Origin of the sequence: Pseudomonas reinekei, assembly GCF_001945365.1 — a bacterium.
Lineage (GTDB): Bacteria > Pseudomonadota > Gammaproteobacteria > Pseudomonadales > Pseudomonadaceae > Aquipseudomonas > Aquipseudomonas reinekei.
On the sequence record NZ_MSTQ01000005.1, the window covers coordinates 53,092 to 70,465 of the forward strand.

Annotated in this window: 14 protein-coding genes and 1 tRNA gene; 14 read left to right on the top strand and 1 reads right to left on the bottom strand. The window is 59.9% G+C overall.

From position 1 onward, the window contains the following. Positions 1–92 precede the first annotated feature (92 nt). The 4 genes from BVK86_RS09335 (at position 93) to BVK86_RS09350 (ending at position 5,318) form a co-directional block, all read left to right on the top strand. Positions 93–3,839 (top strand): bifunctional diguanylate cyclase/phosphodiesterase, encoded by a 3,747-nt coding sequence (locus BVK86_RS09335; protein WP_075946167.1) that lies wholly within the window; start codon positions 93–95, stop codon positions 3,837–3,839. A 15-nt stretch (positions 3,840–3,854) separates the two neighbouring features. Then, positions 3,855–3,931: transfer RNA gene (locus BVK86_RS09340), tRNA-Ile, on the top strand. A gap of 401 nt (positions 3,932–4,332) precedes the next feature. After that, positions 4,333–4,653, top strand: a complete 321-nt coding sequence (locus BVK86_RS09345) for a DUF3077 domain-containing protein (protein WP_075946168.1) — start codon at positions 4,333–4,335, stop codon at positions 4,651–4,653. A 68-nt stretch (positions 4,654–4,721) separates the two neighbouring features. Beyond that, complete coding sequence (locus BVK86_RS09350) at positions 4,722–5,318, top strand: nucleotidyltransferase domain-containing protein (protein WP_075946169.1); 597 nt, start codon at positions 4,722–4,724, stop codon at positions 5,316–5,318. A 184-nt stretch (positions 5,319–5,502) separates the two neighbouring features. On the opposite strand, the gene BVK86_RS09355 is transcribed toward BVK86_RS09350, so the two are convergent. Further along, positions 5,503–6,183: a zinc metalloprotease gene (locus BVK86_RS09355; protein WP_075946170.1), complete on the bottom strand. Its 681-nt coding sequence runs from the start codon at positions 6,181–6,183 to the stop codon at positions 5,503–5,505. A gap of 155 nt (positions 6,184–6,338) precedes the next feature. On the opposite strand from BVK86_RS09355, the gene BVK86_RS09360 reads away from it, so the two are divergent. The 10 genes from BVK86_RS09360 (at position 6,339) to BVK86_RS09405 (ending at position 17,317) form a co-directional block, all read left to right on the top strand. Then, positions 6,339–6,800 (top strand): Lrp/AsnC family transcriptional regulator, encoded by a 462-nt coding sequence (locus BVK86_RS09360; RefSeq protein ID WP_007980298.1) that lies wholly within the window; start codon positions 6,339–6,341, stop codon positions 6,798–6,800. 222 nt (positions 6,801–7,022) lie between these two features. Next, positions 7,023–8,705: a flavin monoamine oxidase family protein gene (locus tag BVK86_RS09365; protein WP_075946171.1), complete on the top strand. Its 1,683-nt coding sequence runs from the start codon at positions 7,023–7,025 to the stop codon at positions 8,703–8,705. Positions 8,706–8,717: 12 nt separating this feature from the next. Further along, entirely contained in the window at positions 8,718–9,512 is a 795-nt protein-coding gene (locus BVK86_RS09370; protein WP_075946172.1) for a carbon-nitrogen hydrolase family protein, read from the top strand. 48 nt (positions 9,513–9,560) lie between these two features. Beyond that, positions 9,561–11,990: a pyrroloquinoline quinone biosynthesis protein PqqF gene (gene pqqF / locus BVK86_RS09375; protein WP_075946173.1), complete on the top strand. Its 2,430-nt coding sequence runs from the start codon at positions 9,561–9,563 to the stop codon at positions 11,988–11,990. A 158-nt stretch (positions 11,991–12,148) separates the two neighbouring features. Further along, positions 12,149–12,223 carry a pyrroloquinoline quinone precursor peptide PqqA gene (pqqA, locus tag BVK86_RS09380; protein ID WP_003444522.1) on the top strand — a complete coding sequence of 25 codons (75 nt, stop codon included), beginning with the start codon at positions 12,149–12,151 and terminating at the stop codon, positions 12,221–12,223. An 81-nt stretch (positions 12,224–12,304) separates the two neighbouring features. Continuing rightward, positions 12,305–13,216, top strand: a complete 912-nt coding sequence (gene pqqB, locus BVK86_RS09385) for a pyrroloquinoline quinone biosynthesis protein PqqB (RefSeq protein WP_075946174.1) — start codon at positions 12,305–12,307, stop codon at positions 13,214–13,216. A 140-nt stretch (positions 13,217–13,356) separates the two neighbouring features. Beyond that, a complete protein-coding gene (gene pqqC, locus BVK86_RS09390; RefSeq protein WP_075946175.1) occupies positions 13,357–14,109 on the top strand; it encodes a pyrroloquinoline-quinone synthase PqqC in 753 nt (250 codons plus the stop codon). Next, positions 14,106–14,381 carry a pyrroloquinoline quinone biosynthesis peptide chaperone PqqD gene (pqqD, locus tag BVK86_RS09395; protein WP_075946176.1) on the top strand — a complete coding sequence of 92 codons (276 nt, stop codon included), beginning with the start codon at positions 14,106–14,108 and terminating at the stop codon, positions 14,379–14,381. Before pqqC ends, pqqD begins: the two co-directional genes overlap by 4 nt. Further along, positions 14,353–15,525, top strand: a complete 1,173-nt coding sequence (gene pqqE, locus BVK86_RS09400) for a pyrroloquinoline quinone biosynthesis protein PqqE (protein ID WP_075946177.1) — start codon at positions 14,353–14,355, stop codon at positions 15,523–15,525. The genes pqqD and pqqE overlap by 29 nt, the downstream gene beginning before the upstream one ends. Beyond that, positions 15,491–17,317 (top strand): S9 family peptidase, encoded by a 1,827-nt coding sequence (locus BVK86_RS09405; protein WP_075946178.1) that lies wholly within the window; start codon positions 15,491–15,493, stop codon positions 17,315–17,317. The genes pqqE and BVK86_RS09405 overlap by 35 nt, the downstream gene beginning before the upstream one ends. Positions 17,318–17,374 lie beyond the last annotated feature (57 nt).

Genomic DNA, 17,374 nt, shown 5'->3' on the forward strand with positions numbered 1-17,374 from the left:
GTTTTATGGCAGATTAATATCGCCGCACCTCCCCCCTCCCCCCCGTAGCCCGTCTACACTCGAAACATTCCCCGAGCCATAACGAGACCGTTATGCCCAGACTGTCGACCGTGCTTTTTTTACTGTCGCTGATGACCTGGACCGCAACGGCTGGCGCGCTGACTCTTACCGACGAAGAACGCAGCTGGCTTGCGGACCACCCGGACTTGCGCCTGGGTGTCGATGCGTCTTGGCCGCCCTTTGAGTTTCGCGACGATGAGGGACGCTATCAGGGCCTCGCGGCAGACTATATCAACGTGATCCGCCAGCGACTGGCGGTCAAACTGACGCCTATCGAACCGGTCAGTTGGACCGCTGTACTGGAGCAGGCCAGGCAAGGCCAACTCGATCTGTTGCCGGGCATCATGTCGACCCCGGAACGCCAGGCTTTCCTGTCGTTTACCCGGCCCTACCTGGACTTTCCGATTGTCATCCTGGCTCACGTCGGCGGCGCTCAACCACGCAGGCTCAACGATCTGTATGGCCTGAAAATCGCCGTGGTAGAAAACTATGCGCCCCACGAGCTGTTGCGCACTCACCATCCCGACCTGAACCTGGTGGCCATGCCCAATGTCAGCTCGGCCCTGCAGGCGCTGGCCACCGATGAAGTGGACGCCGTCGTGGGCGATCTTGCCTCCAGCGTCTGGAGCCTGCGCCAACTGAAGCTCGACGGGCTCTACGTCAGTGGCGAGACGCCCTATCGCTACCAACTGGCCATGGGCGTACCGCGAGACAACAAAATGCTGGTCGGCATTCTCGACAAAGTCCTGGCCGACATGACCCCCGCCGAAATCAACAGCATCCAGGAGCAATGGGTTGGCAACGTTCTCGACCACCGCACGTTTTGGTCCGACCTGCTGCTCTATGGCCTGCCGGGCTTGTTGTTACTGATCACCGTGCTGGCTGTGGTGATCCGGATCAACCGCAGACTGAGTTCGGAAATTGCCCGACGGGTGGACCTGGAACAGGAACTGCGCAGCAGCGAATATCACTATCGCGGCTTGGTGGAGAGCTTGTCGGCCATCGCCTGGGAAGCGCGGATGAGCGACTTCACCTACAGCTATGTGTCGCCCCACGCCGAAGATCTGCTGGGCTATCCCCTGTCCCATTGGCTGATCCCGGGTTTCTGGCGCAACATCATTCACCCCGCCGACCTCACCCGCGCACAAAGTTTTTGCGACCATGAAGTGTTGGCCGGACGCGATCACAGCCTCGATTACCGAGTGATCACGGCCGATGGGCGCTGCCTGTGGGTACGTGACATTGTCAGTTTGATTGAACACGGTCATGAGCCGGTGATGCGCGGGCTGATGATCGACATCAGTGAGGCCAAGCGCACCGAAGAAGCGCTGCGGCTGTCGGAGCAAAAGTTTGCTTCGGTGTTCCAGCAATGCCCGGACATTCTGGTGATCGCGCGGCTGTCCGATGGCTGCCTGCTGGAGGTCAACGAAGCCTTCGAAGAGCAGATCGGCTTGCGTGCCGAAGACGTCATTGGCCAGACCGCCACCAATCTCAACATCTGGGGCATTCCCGGCGTGGGCCCGGGTTTGCTCCAGCGCTTGCAGGCCGGCAGCATCCGCAACCTGGAAATGCCCTTTCGCCGCAGCAATGGCCAGGTGTTTACCGGCCTGATCTCCGCCGAGCCGTTCGACCTTGATACAACCCCGGCGCTGGTGGTGGTCGTACGCGACATCACCCAACTCAAGGAAACCCAACAGCAACTGCAAACGTCCGAAGAGAAATTCGCCAAGGCGTTCCACGCCTCTCCGGACGGTTTGTTGCTGTCGCGCCAGAGCGACGGCCTGCTGATTGAGGTCAACGAAGGTTTCAGCCGCATCACCGGGTTCAACAGCGCGATGTCGGTGGATCGCTCGGCCCTGGATCTCGGGATCTGGGTCAACCTCAACGAACGCAAACAGATGCTCGACCTGCTGCACCGCGACGGTTTCGTCCGCGACTTCAGTTGCCATATCCGCCGCAGCGACGGGCAGATCCGCCTCTGTGAAGTGTCCAGCCGCCCGCTGCCGATCGGTGACGAGGACTGCATGCTGACCATCGCCCGCGACATCACCGAGCGCCACCTGATGCAGGAGAAACTGCAACAGGCCGCGACCGTATTCGAGAGCACGGCCGAAGGCGTGTTGATCACCGACACCCAACAGCACATCAGCGCGGTCAACCGGGCGTTTACCGAGATCACCGGTTACAGCGAAAGCGAAGCATTGGGTCACACCCCGCGCCTGCTTGCCTCGGGCCTGCATGACAGCGCGTTTTACGCCGCGATGTGGCACCAATTGACCGCCGAAGGTCACTGGCAAGGAGAGATTTCCAACCGGCGCAAAAACGGTGAGCTCTACCCGAGCTGGCTGACCATCAGCGCCGTGCGCAACCGCGACAAATTCATCACGCACTTCGTGGCGGTGTTCGCCGATATTTCCAGCCTCAAACACGCCCAGGCCAAGCTCGACTACCAGGCCCACCACGACCCGCTGACCGGCCTGCCCAACCGAACGCTGTTCGAAAGCCGCCTGCTGACCGCGCTCAATACCCAGAAGGAAAATGGCGGCCAAGGCGCCGTGCTGTTCCTCGACCTCGACCGTTTCAAACACATCAACGACAGCCTTGGCCACCCGGTCGGCGACCTGCTGCTCAAGGGCATTGCGGTTCGCCTGAAGGAACAGTTGCGCGATATCGACACCGTGGCGCGCCTGGGCGGCGACGAATTCATCATCCTGCTGCCGGGCCTGCAGCAACCCAGCGATGCCGACAACATTGCCACCAAGTTGCTCAATTGCTTCGCCGCGCCGTTCCAGGCCGGTGAGCACGAGTTCTTCATCAGCGCCAGCATCGGCACCAGCCTTTATCCACAAGACGGCTGCGACGTGGCCACGCTGATCAAGAACGCTGACGCGGCGATGTATCGCTCCAAGGCCAAGGGCCGCAACCGGGTCGAGAGCTACACCCGCGACCTCACCGCCCAGGCCAGCGAACGCGTCGCCCTTGAACACGAACTGCGCCGCGCCATCGAACGCAACGAACTGCACCTCTACTACCAGCCAAAGATCAGCCTCGACGACTATCGACTGGTCGGCGCCGAAGCCCTGATCCGCTGGCGCCACCCGACCTTTGGCGACGTGCCACCGGAGCACTTCATCTCCCTGGCCGAAGAAAACGGCATGATCCTGCAGATCGGCGACTGGGTGCTGGAGACCGCCTGCCGGCAAATGCACGAGTGGAACAAATCCTACGAAGGCCTTGGCCCCCTGTCGGTCAACCTCGCCGGCGCACAACTGCGCCAGCCGAACCTGCTCGGGCGCATCGAACAACTGCTCAAGGACTACCGCCTCGAACCCGACCTGCTGCAACTGGAGATCACCGAAAACTTCATCATGAGCCAGGCGGAAGAAGCGTTGGCTGTGCTGCACCAACTCAAGCACCTGGGCGTGCAACTGGCCATCGACGACTTCGGCACGGGCTACTCGTCACTGAGCTACCTCAAACGCTTGCCGCTGGACATCCTCAAAATCGACCAATCCTTCGTCCGTGGCTTGCCCGACGATCCCCACGATGCAGCGATCGTGCGCGCCATCATCGCCCTCGGACGCAGCATGCAATTTACCGTGATCGCCGAAGGGGTCGAGACCCAGGCACAACAGCAATTCCTCGCCACCGAGGGCTGTGAACAAATCCAGGGCTACATCGTCAGCCTGCCCCTACCCCCCGACGAATTTGCCGCGACGTTTCTTCGTACGACCGTATTGGATTTTTCGGATAGCACAGCCGCGAAACCGTCGCTATAATCCGCGACCTACTGAGGGCCTATAGCTCAGTTGGTTAGAGCAGAGGACTCATAATCCTTTGGTCCACGGTTCAAGTCCGTGTGGGCCCACCAAACATGAAAGCCGCGCAATGCGCGGCTTTTTCGTGTCTGGGGTTTGGTTTTGTTTACTTAAGGTCTCGCTTTATCGGATGACGCCGTAGGACCTTGTAGGCAAACTCTGAATCTTCCATTTGGGCACTTTGCCGCCTTGTTGCGCTTTTGTTTGACGGGATAGTCTCTGGACGTCGCTGACCATTCAGCGATCGGGTGTGGTAACCCGGAGAAACCAGCGCAACTGTGCCTTCAGCATGAATGCAGCCGTTTTACGTCTGTGATCTTGAGTTATGGCGGCTGTGCGTGGGACGCCTTAAGGCGTGCCGGTTTCCTCGGTTCCCGGTTTACCACCCTGCGTACAGCTGCCACCCTTTCGTGTGGTAACGAAATGGCAGCTCCTCGAACCTAGGAGCAAGATCATGTCCGAAACCAATCCGCCCTTACCTTCAGAACAAAAAACCATCGGCTTCACCCCCTTCATCTACTGCAAGAACCAGGCGCTGTTCCACGTCAGTCGGGGCGTTCCACTGGCTGATGCATTAGCTCAGGCTTCCGATCTGTTGTACCTCGCCAAGGGGTTGACCATGGATGCCGCCTACGCCAAAGACACCGACCGCCACGCCTGGGCGGCGCATTACCTGACGGCCATGAGCAAGGCCGTGATTGATGATGTGACAAAGGTGCTGGAACGCGCCCCAGTTCAAACCGGAAAGGAAGCAAACCCATCGAAAAACACATAATCACGGCAGAGTTGAAAATTCCCAAAAAGGGACCTATCGTTCCCTTTTTGGGACTTATAGAATTGACCATGCCCGCCATCCCGCTCAGCGATGCTCTGTTCACTGCTACTCAGCAAAAAGTGCTGGGCATTTTGTATGGCAAACCGAATCAGAGCTTCTATGCCAATGAAATATCCCGCTTGGCGCAGGTCGGCAAGGGCAGTCTGATGCGTGAGCTGGAGCGTTTGCACGGCGCGGGCATTCTCACAATGAGTCGACGGGGTAATCAGACCCACTACCAGGCCAACCCTGAGTGCCCCATCTATATGGAACTACTTGGGATCGTGCGTAAGACTTTTGGCATAGCAGAGCAGCTGCGTATGGCACTGTCTCCGGTGTCTGATCAGTTTGTATGGGCGTTCATCTATGGCTCCATTGCCAAGGGTAATGAGCATGCAGGCAGTGACATTGATCTGATGTTGATCGGCGAAAATCTCAGTTACAGCGACTTGATGGAACGGCTGTTACCCGTAGAAGAACAACTCGGCCGCACCATTAACCCAACGCTCTACACACTGGCCGACTGGCAAGCCAAGAAAGCGGCCGGCAACAGCTTTGTCGTGCGGGTTGAACAACAGGAAAAAATTGATTTGATTGGCCGTAATCCAGCGGAGATAGCTGTGTAAACCCACCACGTTGTTCACAAATGCTATCCGGCTAATCGGCGGCAAATAATTCAATCTGGCTGAGTACGAAGGTTATATGGATGTGGACGAAACCCTTCTGGCTGGGCTGCTAGCGGCGACTGATGCACTGTTGTTACTGGTGCAAGACGCGATGCTTGCTAGCAAATAACACTTCGACTCTTCGTTATTTCCAGGGCTGAACAGCCCCCTCGACACTGTCAGCCCAAACACCCACCAAAGGAATATCCCGCACCGCCCGCATCCGTTCCAGCATTGGCCCGGTGAACACAACTTCATACGTATCCGCCGGCCGCCCCCACTGCTCGACGATAGCCATGCCGTCGACCAACGCCACGGCCAACCCGGCAATCGTTTCGGCTTGATCCTCTATGATTTTTTGCGTCCGAACCCACACCCGATCCGTCATGGCTTTTAGCTGCGCCGCTATTCGCTCAGACGACGCCGGGTCGATTTCGGGATAGACGATGTTGCGCAGCAGATGTTGCAGCTCCCTGATTTTTGCGTAGTCCTGTTCCGCCCCCTGCTCGCCTTTGAGGATGGCTGTGGCTTTGGGCTTGTCGACGCGTTTCGGGGCTGAAGGTTTTGATGGGAGTGTCTGCGCCATCGCGCCCGCCAGGAGCACCATCATCCGGGCTTCGAGATGTTCTTTCATGGCGCCCAGCGATGAAATTGGCCGCACCAGCGTAATGCAGGCCCCGCCCTGGTGGCGCAAGTCCATGGTCACCGTCAGGGTTACGCCGCCCGTGGCAAAACCCAGGGCGCGGGCCACGACGTAGTGGCCCATTTCGTGATGGGCGATCTGCAATGCGCGTTCGCGTACTGCGGTCGGTAGCTTAGTTGTCATGTCCTTCGCCTCGCGCCCTCGACTGCCTCAATCCTAGCCGATTTCCACGCACACTTTTTCGCCCGACAAAACGCCTCAGCCCTTACTCGCAAGCGTCGTGCATTAACTGCCTGTAACATGCTTGCGCATCGATTCATGCCGCTGGAGACATTTCTTTGCCTGACACTCGCCCACCCGTTCTCGATGAAATCGATCGCCAGTTGATCGCGGCCCTGCAAATCAACGCCCGCGAGAGCGTGGCCATGCTAGCCCGGCAATTGGGCATCGCCCGCACCACCGTCACCTCACGCCTGGCGCGGCTGGAAAAGGCCAAGGTGATTACCGGTTATGGCGTGCGTCTCGGGCAACGCGTGGTGGATGGCGGGTTGCAGGCGTATGTCGGGATTACCGTGCAGCCGCGCTCGGGCAAGGAAGTGTTGCGACGGCTGAGCGCGATGGCGCAGGTGCAACAATTGTGTGCGGTGAGTGGTGAGTTCGATTATGTGGCGTGGTTACGCACCGATTCGCCGGAGCAGCTGGATCAGTTGCTGGATCAGATTGGCAGTGTGGATGGGGTGGAGAAGACCACGACGTCGATCATCTTGAGTAGCAAGATTGATCGGGGGCAGCCGGTGTGACATTCCCATTCAAGGTTCCTGGGTGTCTGAACTGACCGCTATTGCGAGCACGCTCGCTCCAACGTGGGCAGAATGCGCAACTCGATCGTCACACTGATAAGCAATCTAGCAAAACGACGACACTTTGCGTCTTATTAACGTGTTCTGTGCTCTCTAGAATGGCTGGCATCTTTTCCTATACTCAGATGCGCATTCCGCGTCGGGTCGCCAGCAAGGTCAGCCATGAACAAGAACAATCGCCATCCTGCAGACGGTAAAAAACCAGTCACCATTTTCGGCCCGGACTTTCCTTTCGCTTTCGACGACTGGATCGAACACCCGGCCGGCCTGGGCAGCATTCCCGAGCACCATCACGGTGCCGAAGTGGCGATTGTCGGCGCCGGTATCGCAGGACTGGTGGCCGCTTACGAATTGATGAAGCTTGGCCTCAAGCCCGTGGTCTATGAGGCGTCGAAGTTGGGCGGTCGCTTGCGCTCCCAGGCCTTCAACGGCACCGACGGCATCGTCGCCGAGCTCGGCGGCATGCGCTTTCCGGTGTCGTCCACCGCGTTCTATCACTATGTCGACAAGCTGAACCTCGAAACAAAACCCTTCCCCAACCCCTTGACCCCGGCCTCCGGCAGCACCGTCATCGATCTGGAAGGCAAGACTCACTACGCACAGAAACTGGCGGATCTTCCTGCACTGTTCCAGGAAGTCGCCGACGCCTGGGCCGACGCCCTGGAAGCCGGCTCGCAATTCGCTGATATCCAGCAGGCCATCCGCGACCGCGACGTACCGCGCCTCAAAGAGCTGTGGAACACCCTTGTACCGCTGTGGGACGACCGCACCTTCTACGATTTCGTTGCCACCTCCGAAGCCTTCGCCAAGCTGTCGTTCCATCATCGCGAAGTGTTCGGCCAGGTCGGATTCGGGACCGGTGGCTGGGACTCGGACTTCCCCAACTCGATGCTGGAAATCTTCCGCGTGGTGATGACCAACTGCGACGATCACCAGCACTTGGTGGTCGGTGGCGTGGAACAAGTGCCTCAGGGCATCTGGCGCCATGTCCCGGAACGCTGCGTGCACTGGCCGCAAGGTACTAGCCTGAAGTCGTTGCACAGCGGTGCGCCTCGTTCCGGCGTGAAGAAAATCGCCCACGCGCCGGACGGGCGTTTTGCGGTCACCGACAACAACGGTGACACCCGCGAATACGCCGCAGTGCTGACCACCTGCCAGAGCTGGCTGCTGACCACCCAGATCGAATGCGACGAAACCCTGTTCTCGCAAAAGATGTGGATGGCTTTGGACCGCACCCGCTACATGCAGTCGTCGAAAACCTTCGTGATGGTTGACCGCCCGTTCTGGAAGGACAAAGACCCGGAAACCGGCCGCGACCTGATGAGCATGACACTCACCGATCGCCTGACCCGCGGCACTTACTTGTTCGACAACGGCGACGACAAGCCGGGGGTGATTTGCCTGTCGTACTCGTGGATGAGCGACGCGCTGAAAATGCTTCCGCACCCAGTGGAAAAACGCGTGAAGCTGGCATTGGATGCGTTGAAGAAGATCTACCCGAAAGTCGACATCGCCGCACGAATCATCGGCGACCCGATCACTGTTTCGTGGGAAGCCGACCCGCACTTCCTCGGTGCCTTCAAAGGCGCCCTGCCCGGCCATTATCGCTACAACCAGCGCATGTACGCGCACTTCATGCAGGACGACATGCCAGCCGAGCAGCGCGGAATCTTCATCGCTGGCGACGACGTTTCGTGGACGCCAGCCTGGGTTGAAGGCGCGGTGCAGACCTCGCTCAACGCGGTGTGGGGGATCATGAAACACTTCGGCGGTGCAACTCACGCCGAGAATCCGGGTCCAGGAGATGTGTTCAACGAGATCGGACCGATCGCCCTGCCCGAGTAAGAGGAATCCGAAATGCGCGTAGCCCTTTACCAATGTCCACCGTTGCCTTTGGATGTCGCCGGCAACCTGCAACGCCTGCATCAGCTCGCACTGGAAGCCAAAGGTGCAGATTTGCTGGTGCTGCCGGAGATGTTCCTGACTGGCTACAACATCGGCGTCGATGCCGTCAGCGTGCTGGCGGAGGTGTACAACGGTGAGTCGGCGCAACAGATCGCGCGCATTGCCAAGTCTGCCGGGATCGCCATTTTGTATGGCTATCCCGAGCGCACCGAAGACGGGCAAATCTACAACGCCGTGCAACTGATCGACGCCACCGGCGAGCGCGTCTGCAACTACCGCAAGACGCACTTGTTCGGCGATCTCGATCGTTCGATGTTCAGCGCCGGCACCAACGATTTCCCGGTGGTTGAACTCAACGGCTGGAAGCTCGGTTTCCTGATCTGCTACGACCTGGAGTTTCCGGAAAACGCCCGACGCCTGGCGCTCGAGGGTGCCGAGCTGATTCTGGTGCCGACGGCGAATATGATTCCTTTTGATTTCATCGCCGACGTCACGGTCCGCGCCCGCGCCTTCGAAAACCAGTGCTATGTGGCGTACGCCAATTACTGCGGGCATGAGGGCGACATCCATTACTGCGGCCAAAGCAGCATCGCCGCGCCGGATGGCAGCCGCATCGCCCAGGCGGGTCTTGATGAAGCGTTGATCGTCGGTGAACTGGACCGTCAGTTGATGAGCAACTCGCGCGCCGCCAACCGCTACCTGCTCGACCGGCGCCCGGAGCTTTACGGCGACCTGAACAAGCGCTGATCCCCTGTTATCCGCTAGCATGGGCACTTCACTGTTCTGGAAGTGCCCATGCCTGCGCTGAATCACCTTCGCCCCCACACTGAAACCCTGGCCAACGGCTTGCGGGTGACGCTTCGTCATGCCCCGAACTTGAAGCGTTGCGCGGCGGCGTTAAGGGTCGCTGCGGGCAGTCACGACGTGCCGCTGGCGTGGCCCGGCCTCGCGCATTTTCTTGAGCACTTGTTGTTTCTCGGGACTGAGCGTTTTCCTGCGGGCCAGGGGCTGATGGCCTACGTACAGAGCCACGGCGGGCAAGTGAATGCGCGCACCAGCGAGCGCACCACGGATTATTTTTTTGAATTGTCCCCCTTGGCGTTCGCCGGTGGTCTGGAGCGTCTGTCAGACATGCTCGCCCACCCGCGTATGAATCTGGACGATCAGCAGCGGGAACGGGAGGTGCTGCACGCGGAATTTGTCGCGTGGTCGCAGGATCCGGCGGCGCAACAGCAGTTGGCGTTGTTCGAGGGGCTGTCCGAGCGTCATCCGCTGCGGGGTTTCCACGCCGGCAATCGCGATAGCCTGCCGCTTGAGCAACCGGAGTTTCAGCAGGCATTGCAGGCCTTTCATCAGCGGTATTACCAGACCGGACAAATGACCTTGAGCCTGGCCGGGCCGCAGAGTCTGGAAGAGCTGCGGGGGATGGCCCAAGCATTTGGCAATGTCCTCGCCCACGGTGAAAAAGTCCCGCAACAACGGCCCGTTCCGCTGATGACCACCTTAAATCGAAGTTATCAACAGGCTGGCGAACGTCGGCTGGATTTGCTGTTTGCCCTCGAAGCGCTGCCCGATGCCTCCAGTGAAGCCCTGGAGTTCCTGTGCCATTGGCTCAACGCCGAGAAACCGGGCGGTTTGCTGGCGGATTTGCGCGAGCGCGAACGGGCGGAAAAACTCAAGGCAGCGCTGTTGTATCAGTTCGCCGGACAAGCCTTGCTGCACATCGAATTCACATTGCCGGGGCAATCTCTGGTAACCGGCATTCGTGAGCGACTAAGCGACTGGTTGGGTTTCTTCGCCCGGCAAGACTGGAATACCTTGCGAGAAGAATACGCCGCCCTGCGCCAGCGCCAGCAACACGTCAGCCCTGCTTTGCAATTGGCCCGACTGGACAGCGAACAGCGCGATGTCGGGTTATCCGAAGCGGGGGTCAGAGCCCTTGAACATATCCTCAAACAGATCGGTGCTGTGGATAACTTCAGCGGTCCATGGCGGCTGCCCGCACCGAATCCGTTCCTGAGCACCGAAACGCCAGCGCCCAACGCCGGATTGATTCGCGGCCAGAACAGCGCCCACCGCGGCTTGCGCACATTTGCCCAGGATCGCTCGCGCAGCCGTCGCGAACGTTCGCCGATGCAATTCAGCCAGGCCTTGCCGGACAACGGCGTTGATGGCGCGATTTATCTACGCTGGCGCCTGGAATCAACACCCGGCAACCGGCTTCAAGCACGGCTGGACAACAACCTGCAAGCGTTAGGCGAAGATGCGCGTCAGGCGGGCGTGGACTTTTCCTTCAGCGCCTCGGGCAATGAATGGCTGCTGAAGATAACCGGTTTACAGGAGCCGATGCCCAAGGTCCTGGAGCACGCGCTGAAAACGCTGACAACGCCTGACGCCGACGTCTCACCATCAGAACCGCCAAGCGTTGCGCTCATACCGATTCGACAGCTGCTCAAGTCTTTACCGGATCACTGCCTTGAGCACACCGACAATACCGACGACCTGCAGCAACTATGGTCGAGTGCACGCTGGGACGGTCTGGCGATGGGCCTGTCCGCCCAGACTCAAGTAGCCATGGGCCTGGCCTTGAGCCGCATCCCCGGCACGCCGGACAGTCAGTTGACCCCGCCGCCTTCGATGCCGTCGCAACGTTTGTGGAGCGCTGTCGATACCGACTCGAGCGAGCATGCGATCCTGCTGTTCTGCCCTGCAGCCACCAACGAATTGGCCGACGAAGCCGCGTGGCGATTGCTGGCACATGTCTGTCAGACACCGTTCTACCAGCGCCTGCGGGTGGAGCTGCAGTTGGGCTATGCGGTGTTCAGTGCCCTGCGCCAGATTCACGGGCAAACCGGGCTGCTGTTCGGCGTGCAATCACCGACCAGGGCGCCGGCGGACCTGTTGCAGCACATCGAGCAATTCTTCAGCAGGTTGCCGGAGCTGATCAACGCCATCGACGACATCGCCTTCATCGCCCAGCGCCAGAGATTGGCCGAGCAGTTTTCCGGCGTTGCTCTGCCCACTGCCCTGGCGGCGGAATTGCTTTGGCAGGGCAAGTTGGCGGGCCGCTCGTCGGATTATCTGGCGCAATTGCCCGAGTCCATTCTGCAGATAGACCGGACCCTTTTGCTGGCCGCCGCACAACGTTTGAATCAGGCGTCGGGCGGCTGGCGCTGCCTGGCCAACAGCCCTGCACCGGGCGCGCCCTGGCAAGCGACAAAATGATCATTACCGGGGCTGCAATGAGCTTTCTCAAAGTTTCAAGGACAATCACTTTGAAATTTTGAGTAACATAGCAGCCTAACTATTTGGAACATCTCTGACTTGAGGTGGACTATACCTATAGATAGCGCTATCCCACCCTACCTGAAGGAGTTCAATTTATGGCCTGGACCAAACCGGCTTACACCGACCTGCGTATCGGCTTTGAAGTCACCATGTACTTCGCAAGCCGCTAATCTCTGCCCTGGCAGATGAGCAGCACAACGCCTCGGATATCCGAGGCGTTTTATTTTCAGCGTTGAAATGATGGAGCGCCCATGTTTGTCCAGATTCTAGGTTCCGCTGCCGGCGGCGGTTTCCCCCAGTGGAACTGCAACTGCGTGAACTGCGCGGGTTTTCGCGACGGCAGCTTGCGGGCCAAGGCGCGGACGCAATCGTCCATCGCGATTTCCGATGACGGCGTGAACTGGGTGCTGTGCAACACCTCCCCGGACATCCGCGCCCAGCTTCAGAGTTTCGCCCCGATGCAACCGGGCCGTGCCCTGCGCGATACCGGAATCAGCGCGATCATCCTGATGGATAGCCAGATCGACCACACCACCGGCCTGCTCATGCTGCGTGAAGGTTGCCCGCATCAGGTCTGGTGTACCGACATGGTCCACGAAGACTTGAGCACCGGTTTTCCGCTGTTCACCATGCTCAACCACTGGAATGGCGGGCTGACCTGGAACCGCATCGAGCTCGACCAGAGCTTCAGCGTGCCGGCCTGCCCGAACCTGCGTTTCACGCCGCTGCCCCTGCGCAGCGCCGCGCCGCCCTATTCCCCGCATCGATTCGACCCGCATCCGGGCGACAACATCGGCCTGATGGTCGAAGACCTGAACACCGGCGGCAAGCTGTTCTATGCACCGGGCCTGGGCAAAGTCGATGCCTCGCTGCTGGAGATCATGGCCGGTAGCGACTGCTTGTTGGTGGATGGCACGTTGTGGGACGACGATGAAATGCAGCGCCGCGGTGTCGGCACCCGCACCGGTCGCGAGATGGGGCACCTGGCACAGAACGGCCCTGGCGGCATGCTCGAAGTCTTCGAGCAACTGCCCCAGCCGCGCAAAGTGCTTATCCACATCAACAACACCAACCCGATTCTTGATGAAGATTCGCCGCAGCGCGCGGAGCTGGATCGGCGCAATGTTGAAGTGGCGTATGACGGCATGAGTATTGTGCTGTAAGCAGTCGAGACCGCTGCGCGGTCTATCGCGAGCAGGCTCGCTCCCACAGGGGCACGCGCTTCAATTGTGGGAGCGAGCCTGCTCGCGATGAGGCCAGCTCAGGCACTGAAGAATCCACCGGTCCTACCCGGAGAACCGAAATGACTGACACCCCGATGTCCCCCGCCGAATTCGAGGCCGCCCTGCGTGCCAAGGGCGCCTACTATCACATCTATCACCCGTATCACGTGGCGATGTACGAGGGCCGGGCGACCCGTGAGCAGATCCAGGGCTGGGTCGCCAACCGTTTCTACTATCAGGTGAACATCCCCCTGAAGGATGCGGCGATTCTGGCCAACTGCCCGGACCGCGAGATCCGTCGCGAGTGGATTCAGCGCCTGCTCGACCACGACGGCGCGCCCGGTGAAGACGGCGGTATCGAAGCCTGGTTGCGCCTGGGCCAAGCCGTTGGCCTCGACCCGGACCAACTGCGTTCCCAGGAACTGGTGCTGCCCGGCGTGCGTTTTGCCGTCGATGCCTACGTCAATTTCGCCCGCCGCGCCAGTTGGCAGGAAGCCGCCAGCAGCTCGCTGACCGAACTGTTCGCACCGCAGATCCACCAGTCGCGCCTGGACAGCTGGCCCCGGCACTACCCGTGGATCGACCCGGCCGGCTACGAGTATTTCCGCACTCGCCTGGGCCAGGCGCGGCGCGATGTCGAGCACGGTCTGGCGATCACCCTTGAGCATTACCAAACCCGGGAAGGCCAGGAGCGCATGCTGGAAATTCTCCAGTTCAAACTGGACATTCTTTGGAGCATGCTCGATGCCATGAGCATGGCCTACGAACTCAAACGCCCGCCGTATCACAGCGTGACCGGAGAACGGGTCTGGCACAAAGGAATCACCTTATGAGTTTCGATCGCAGCAAGACCCCGACCTGGCGTCCCGGCTATCGCTTCCAGTACGAACCGGCACAGAAAGGCCATGTGCTGCTGTACCCGGAAGGCATGATTAAGCTCAATGAAAGTGCCGCGTTGATTGGTGGTTTGATTGACGGCGAGCGCGACGTCGCGGCGATCATCAAGGCGCTCGACGAACAATTCCCTGGCGTGCCCGAGCTAGGTGATGACATCGAGCAATTCATGGAGGTTGCCCGTGCGCAGCACTGGATCGAACTTGCCTGAATCATCGGTGCAAGTACCGCCCAAACCTGAAATTGGCCTGCCGCTGTGGCTGCTGGCCGAGCTGACGTACCGCTGCCCGCTGCAATGCCCGTACTGCTCCAACCCGCTGGACTTCGCCGAGCAAGGCAAGGAGCTGAGCACCGAACAGTGGATCAAGGTGTTTCGTGAAGCGCGGGAAATGGGCGCGGCGCAACTGGGCTTTTCCGGTGGCGAACCGCTCGTGCGTCAAGACCTCGCCGAGTTGATTGGCGAAGCCCGCAAACTGGGCTTTTACACCAACCTGATCACCTCCGGCATCGGTCTGACCGAACAGAAAATCAGCGATTTCAAGAAGGCCGGGCTCGATCATATCCAGATCAGTTTCCAGGCCAGCGACGAGCAGGTGAACAACTTGCTGGCCGGCTCCAAAAAGGCTTTCGCGCAGAAGCTGGAAATGGCCCGCGCGGTGAAAGCCCACGGCTATCCGATGGTGCTCAACTTCGTTACCCATCGGCACAACATCGACAAGATCGACCGCATCATCGAGCTGTGCATCGCCCTTGAAGCGGACTTCGTCGAACTCGCCACTTGCCAGTTCTATGGCTGGGCACAGCTCAACCGCGTCGGGCTATTGCCGACCAAAGAACAACTGGTGCGCGCCGAACGCATTACCAACGAATACCGCGCCAGACTCGAAGCCGAAGGGCATCCGTGCAAGCTGATTTTCGTCACGCCAGACTACTACGAAGAACGTCCGAAAGCCTGCATGAACGGCTGGGGCAGCATTTTTCTGACCGTCACACCGGACGGAACCGCGTTGCCGTGTCACGGTGCCCGACAGATGCCGGTGCAGTTTCCCAACGTGCGCGACCACAGCATGCAGCACATCTGGTACGACTCGTTTGGCTTCAACCGCTTTCGCGGTTATGACTGGATGCCTGAGCCGTGCCGCTCCTGCGACGAGAAAGAAAAAGACTTCGGCGGCTGCCGCTGTCAGGCGTTCATGCTCACCGGTGACGCGAGCAACGCCGACCCGGTGTGCAGCAAGTCGGAACATCACGGCGTGATCCTCAAGGCCCGCGAAGAAGCCGATCACGCTACCCAGACCATCGAACAACTGGCCTTTCGCAATGAACGAAACTCACGCCTCATCGCCAAAAGCTGAACCTTTCAGTGCCGCCAACGCCGTGGCTGCCGGCATCGACTTTGCCGAGTTGCAAGTCGGCCAACACGGCTTGTTCTGGAACGAATATCGTCCCCAGGAAGCCGCGTGCCGGGTCTGGCATTGGCGCGCAGGCGCAGCGACATGCCTGACGCTGCCAGGGTTCAGTGTGCGCAGTCGGGTGTACGAATATGGCGGTGGCGCGTTTTGTCTGACGGACGACGGGATCGTCTTCGTCAATGAGACTGACCAGCAGCTGTATCGTCAATCACTCCAGGGCGAGACGCCCGAAGCGCTGACTTCCGGTGAGTGCCGCTACGGTGATTTACAGTTCGCCCAGGGGCAGGTGCTCGCCGTTGAGGAGAACCGCGACCGACACCGATTGGTGGCGATTGATCTGGCGGATGGCGAACGGCATCTGCTGGCCGAAGGCGCCGACTTTTACGCCGCCCCGACGCTCAGTCCTGATGCGAGTCGACTGGCCTGGATTGAGTGGAGTCGCCCGGATCAACCCTGGACCGCAACCCGCTTGATGGTTGCCGAACGCCAGCGTGACGGCAGCTTTGGCCCGGCCTCCTGTGTGGCTGGAGAGCACGCTGAAGAATCCCTGCAGCAACCGCGATTTGATAGCGCCGGCCGTTTGTTCTGCCTGACCGATCGGGGTGGCTACTGGCAGCCTTGGATGGCCTCGCATAACGCGCTGACCCCACTGCCGAGCGCCGCCGCCGATCATGGCCCGGCACCCTGGCAGCTCGGTGGCTGCACCTGGCTACCGCTGCACGACGGCAATTATCTGGCGAGTTGGACTGAAGACGGTTTTGGCCGGTTGGGTCTGCGCGGCAATTGCTGTGAAGACTTTACCGGCGACTACAGCCGCTTCCGTCACCTCGCCATGGATGAGCAGTTCATTTACTGCATCGCCGCCTCGCCAGTCAGCTCCGCCGCCGTGATCGCGATCGATCGCCAGTCGCGGCAAGTCAACGTACTGGCCGGTGGTGTTGCGCCGCTACCCGCTGAAAAAATCAGTCGCCCGCAAACCCTGCGCTATCCAAGCGGCTCGGGCGAGGCTCACGGTTTCTTCTATCGCGCGATGACCGGCGAAGCCAAACCACCGCTGGTAGTGTTCATCCACGGCGGCCCGACTTCGGCGTGCTATCCAATGCTCGACCCGCGTATTCAATACTGGACGCAGCGCGGTTTCGCCGTGGCAGATCTCAACTACCGAGGCAGCAGTGGTTATGGTCGCGCCTACCGTCAGGCCCTGCATTTGAGTTGGGGTGAGGTCGATGTCGAAGATGCGTGCGCGGTGGTCAGCCATCTTGCCGATCGTGGTTTGATCGATGGCGACCAGGCGTTCATCCGTGGCGGCAGCGCGGGGGGTTACACCACGCTGTGCGCGCTGGCTTTCCATGACGTGTTCCGCGCCGGCGCCAGTCTTTACGGGGTCAGCGATCCGGTCGCGTTGGGCCGGGCTACCCACAAGTTCGAGGGCGACTACCTCGATTGGCTGATCGGCGATCCCGTGCGAGACGCCGAGCGCTATGCCGCACGCACGCCGTTACTGCACGCGGGCAACATTCGCGTGCCGGTGATCTTTTTTCAAGGGGAACTCGACGCCGTCGTCGTGCCGCAACAGACCCGTGACATGGTCGATGCCCTGAAGAACAACGGCATCCTGGTTGAAGCGCATTACTACGCGGATGAACGCCACGGCTTCCGCAAGGCTGGCAATCAGGCCCATGCGCTGGAGCAGGAGTGGTTGTTTTATCGCCGGGTGATGGAGAGTACAGGCTGAAATCGATGGTGCTTCAATCGCTGGCAAACCAGCTCCCACAGAACGCTCATTTCCTGT

Coding starts and splice junctions, on each gene's coding strand:
- BVK86_RS09345 (WP_075946168.1), top strand. CDS start 4,333: ATGTCCGAAACCAATCCGCCCTTACCTTCAGAACAAAAAACCATCGGC.
- BVK86_RS09335 (WP_075946167.1), top strand. CDS start 93: ATGCCCAGACTGTCGACCGTGCTTTTTTTACTGTCGCTGATGACCTGG.
- BVK86_RS09355 (WP_075946170.1), bottom strand. CDS start 6,183: ATGACAACTAAGCTACCGACCGCAGTACGCGAACGCGCATTGCAGATC.
- BVK86_RS09405 (WP_075946178.1), top strand. CDS start 15,491: ATGAACGAAACTCACGCCTCATCGCCAAAAGCTGAACCTTTCAGTGCC.
- BVK86_RS09370 (WP_075946172.1), top strand. CDS start 8,718: ATGCGCGTAGCCCTTTACCAATGTCCACCGTTGCCTTTGGATGTCGCC.
- pqqC (WP_075946175.1), top strand. CDS start 13,357: ATGACTGACACCCCGATGTCCCCCGCCGAATTCGAGGCCGCCCTGCGT.
- BVK86_RS09350 (WP_075946169.1), top strand. CDS start 4,722: ATGCCCGCCATCCCGCTCAGCGATGCTCTGTTCACTGCTACTCAGCAA.
- pqqF (WP_075946173.1), top strand. CDS start 9,561: ATGCCTGCGCTGAATCACCTTCGCCCCCACACTGAAACCCTGGCCAAC.
- pqqD (WP_075946176.1), top strand. CDS start 14,106: ATGAGTTTCGATCGCAGCAAGACCCCGACCTGGCGTCCCGGCTATCGC.
- BVK86_RS09365 (WP_075946171.1), top strand. CDS start 7,023: ATGAACAAGAACAATCGCCATCCTGCAGACGGTAAAAAACCAGTCACC.
- pqqB (WP_075946174.1), top strand. CDS start 12,305: ATGTTTGTCCAGATTCTAGGTTCCGCTGCCGGCGGCGGTTTCCCCCAG.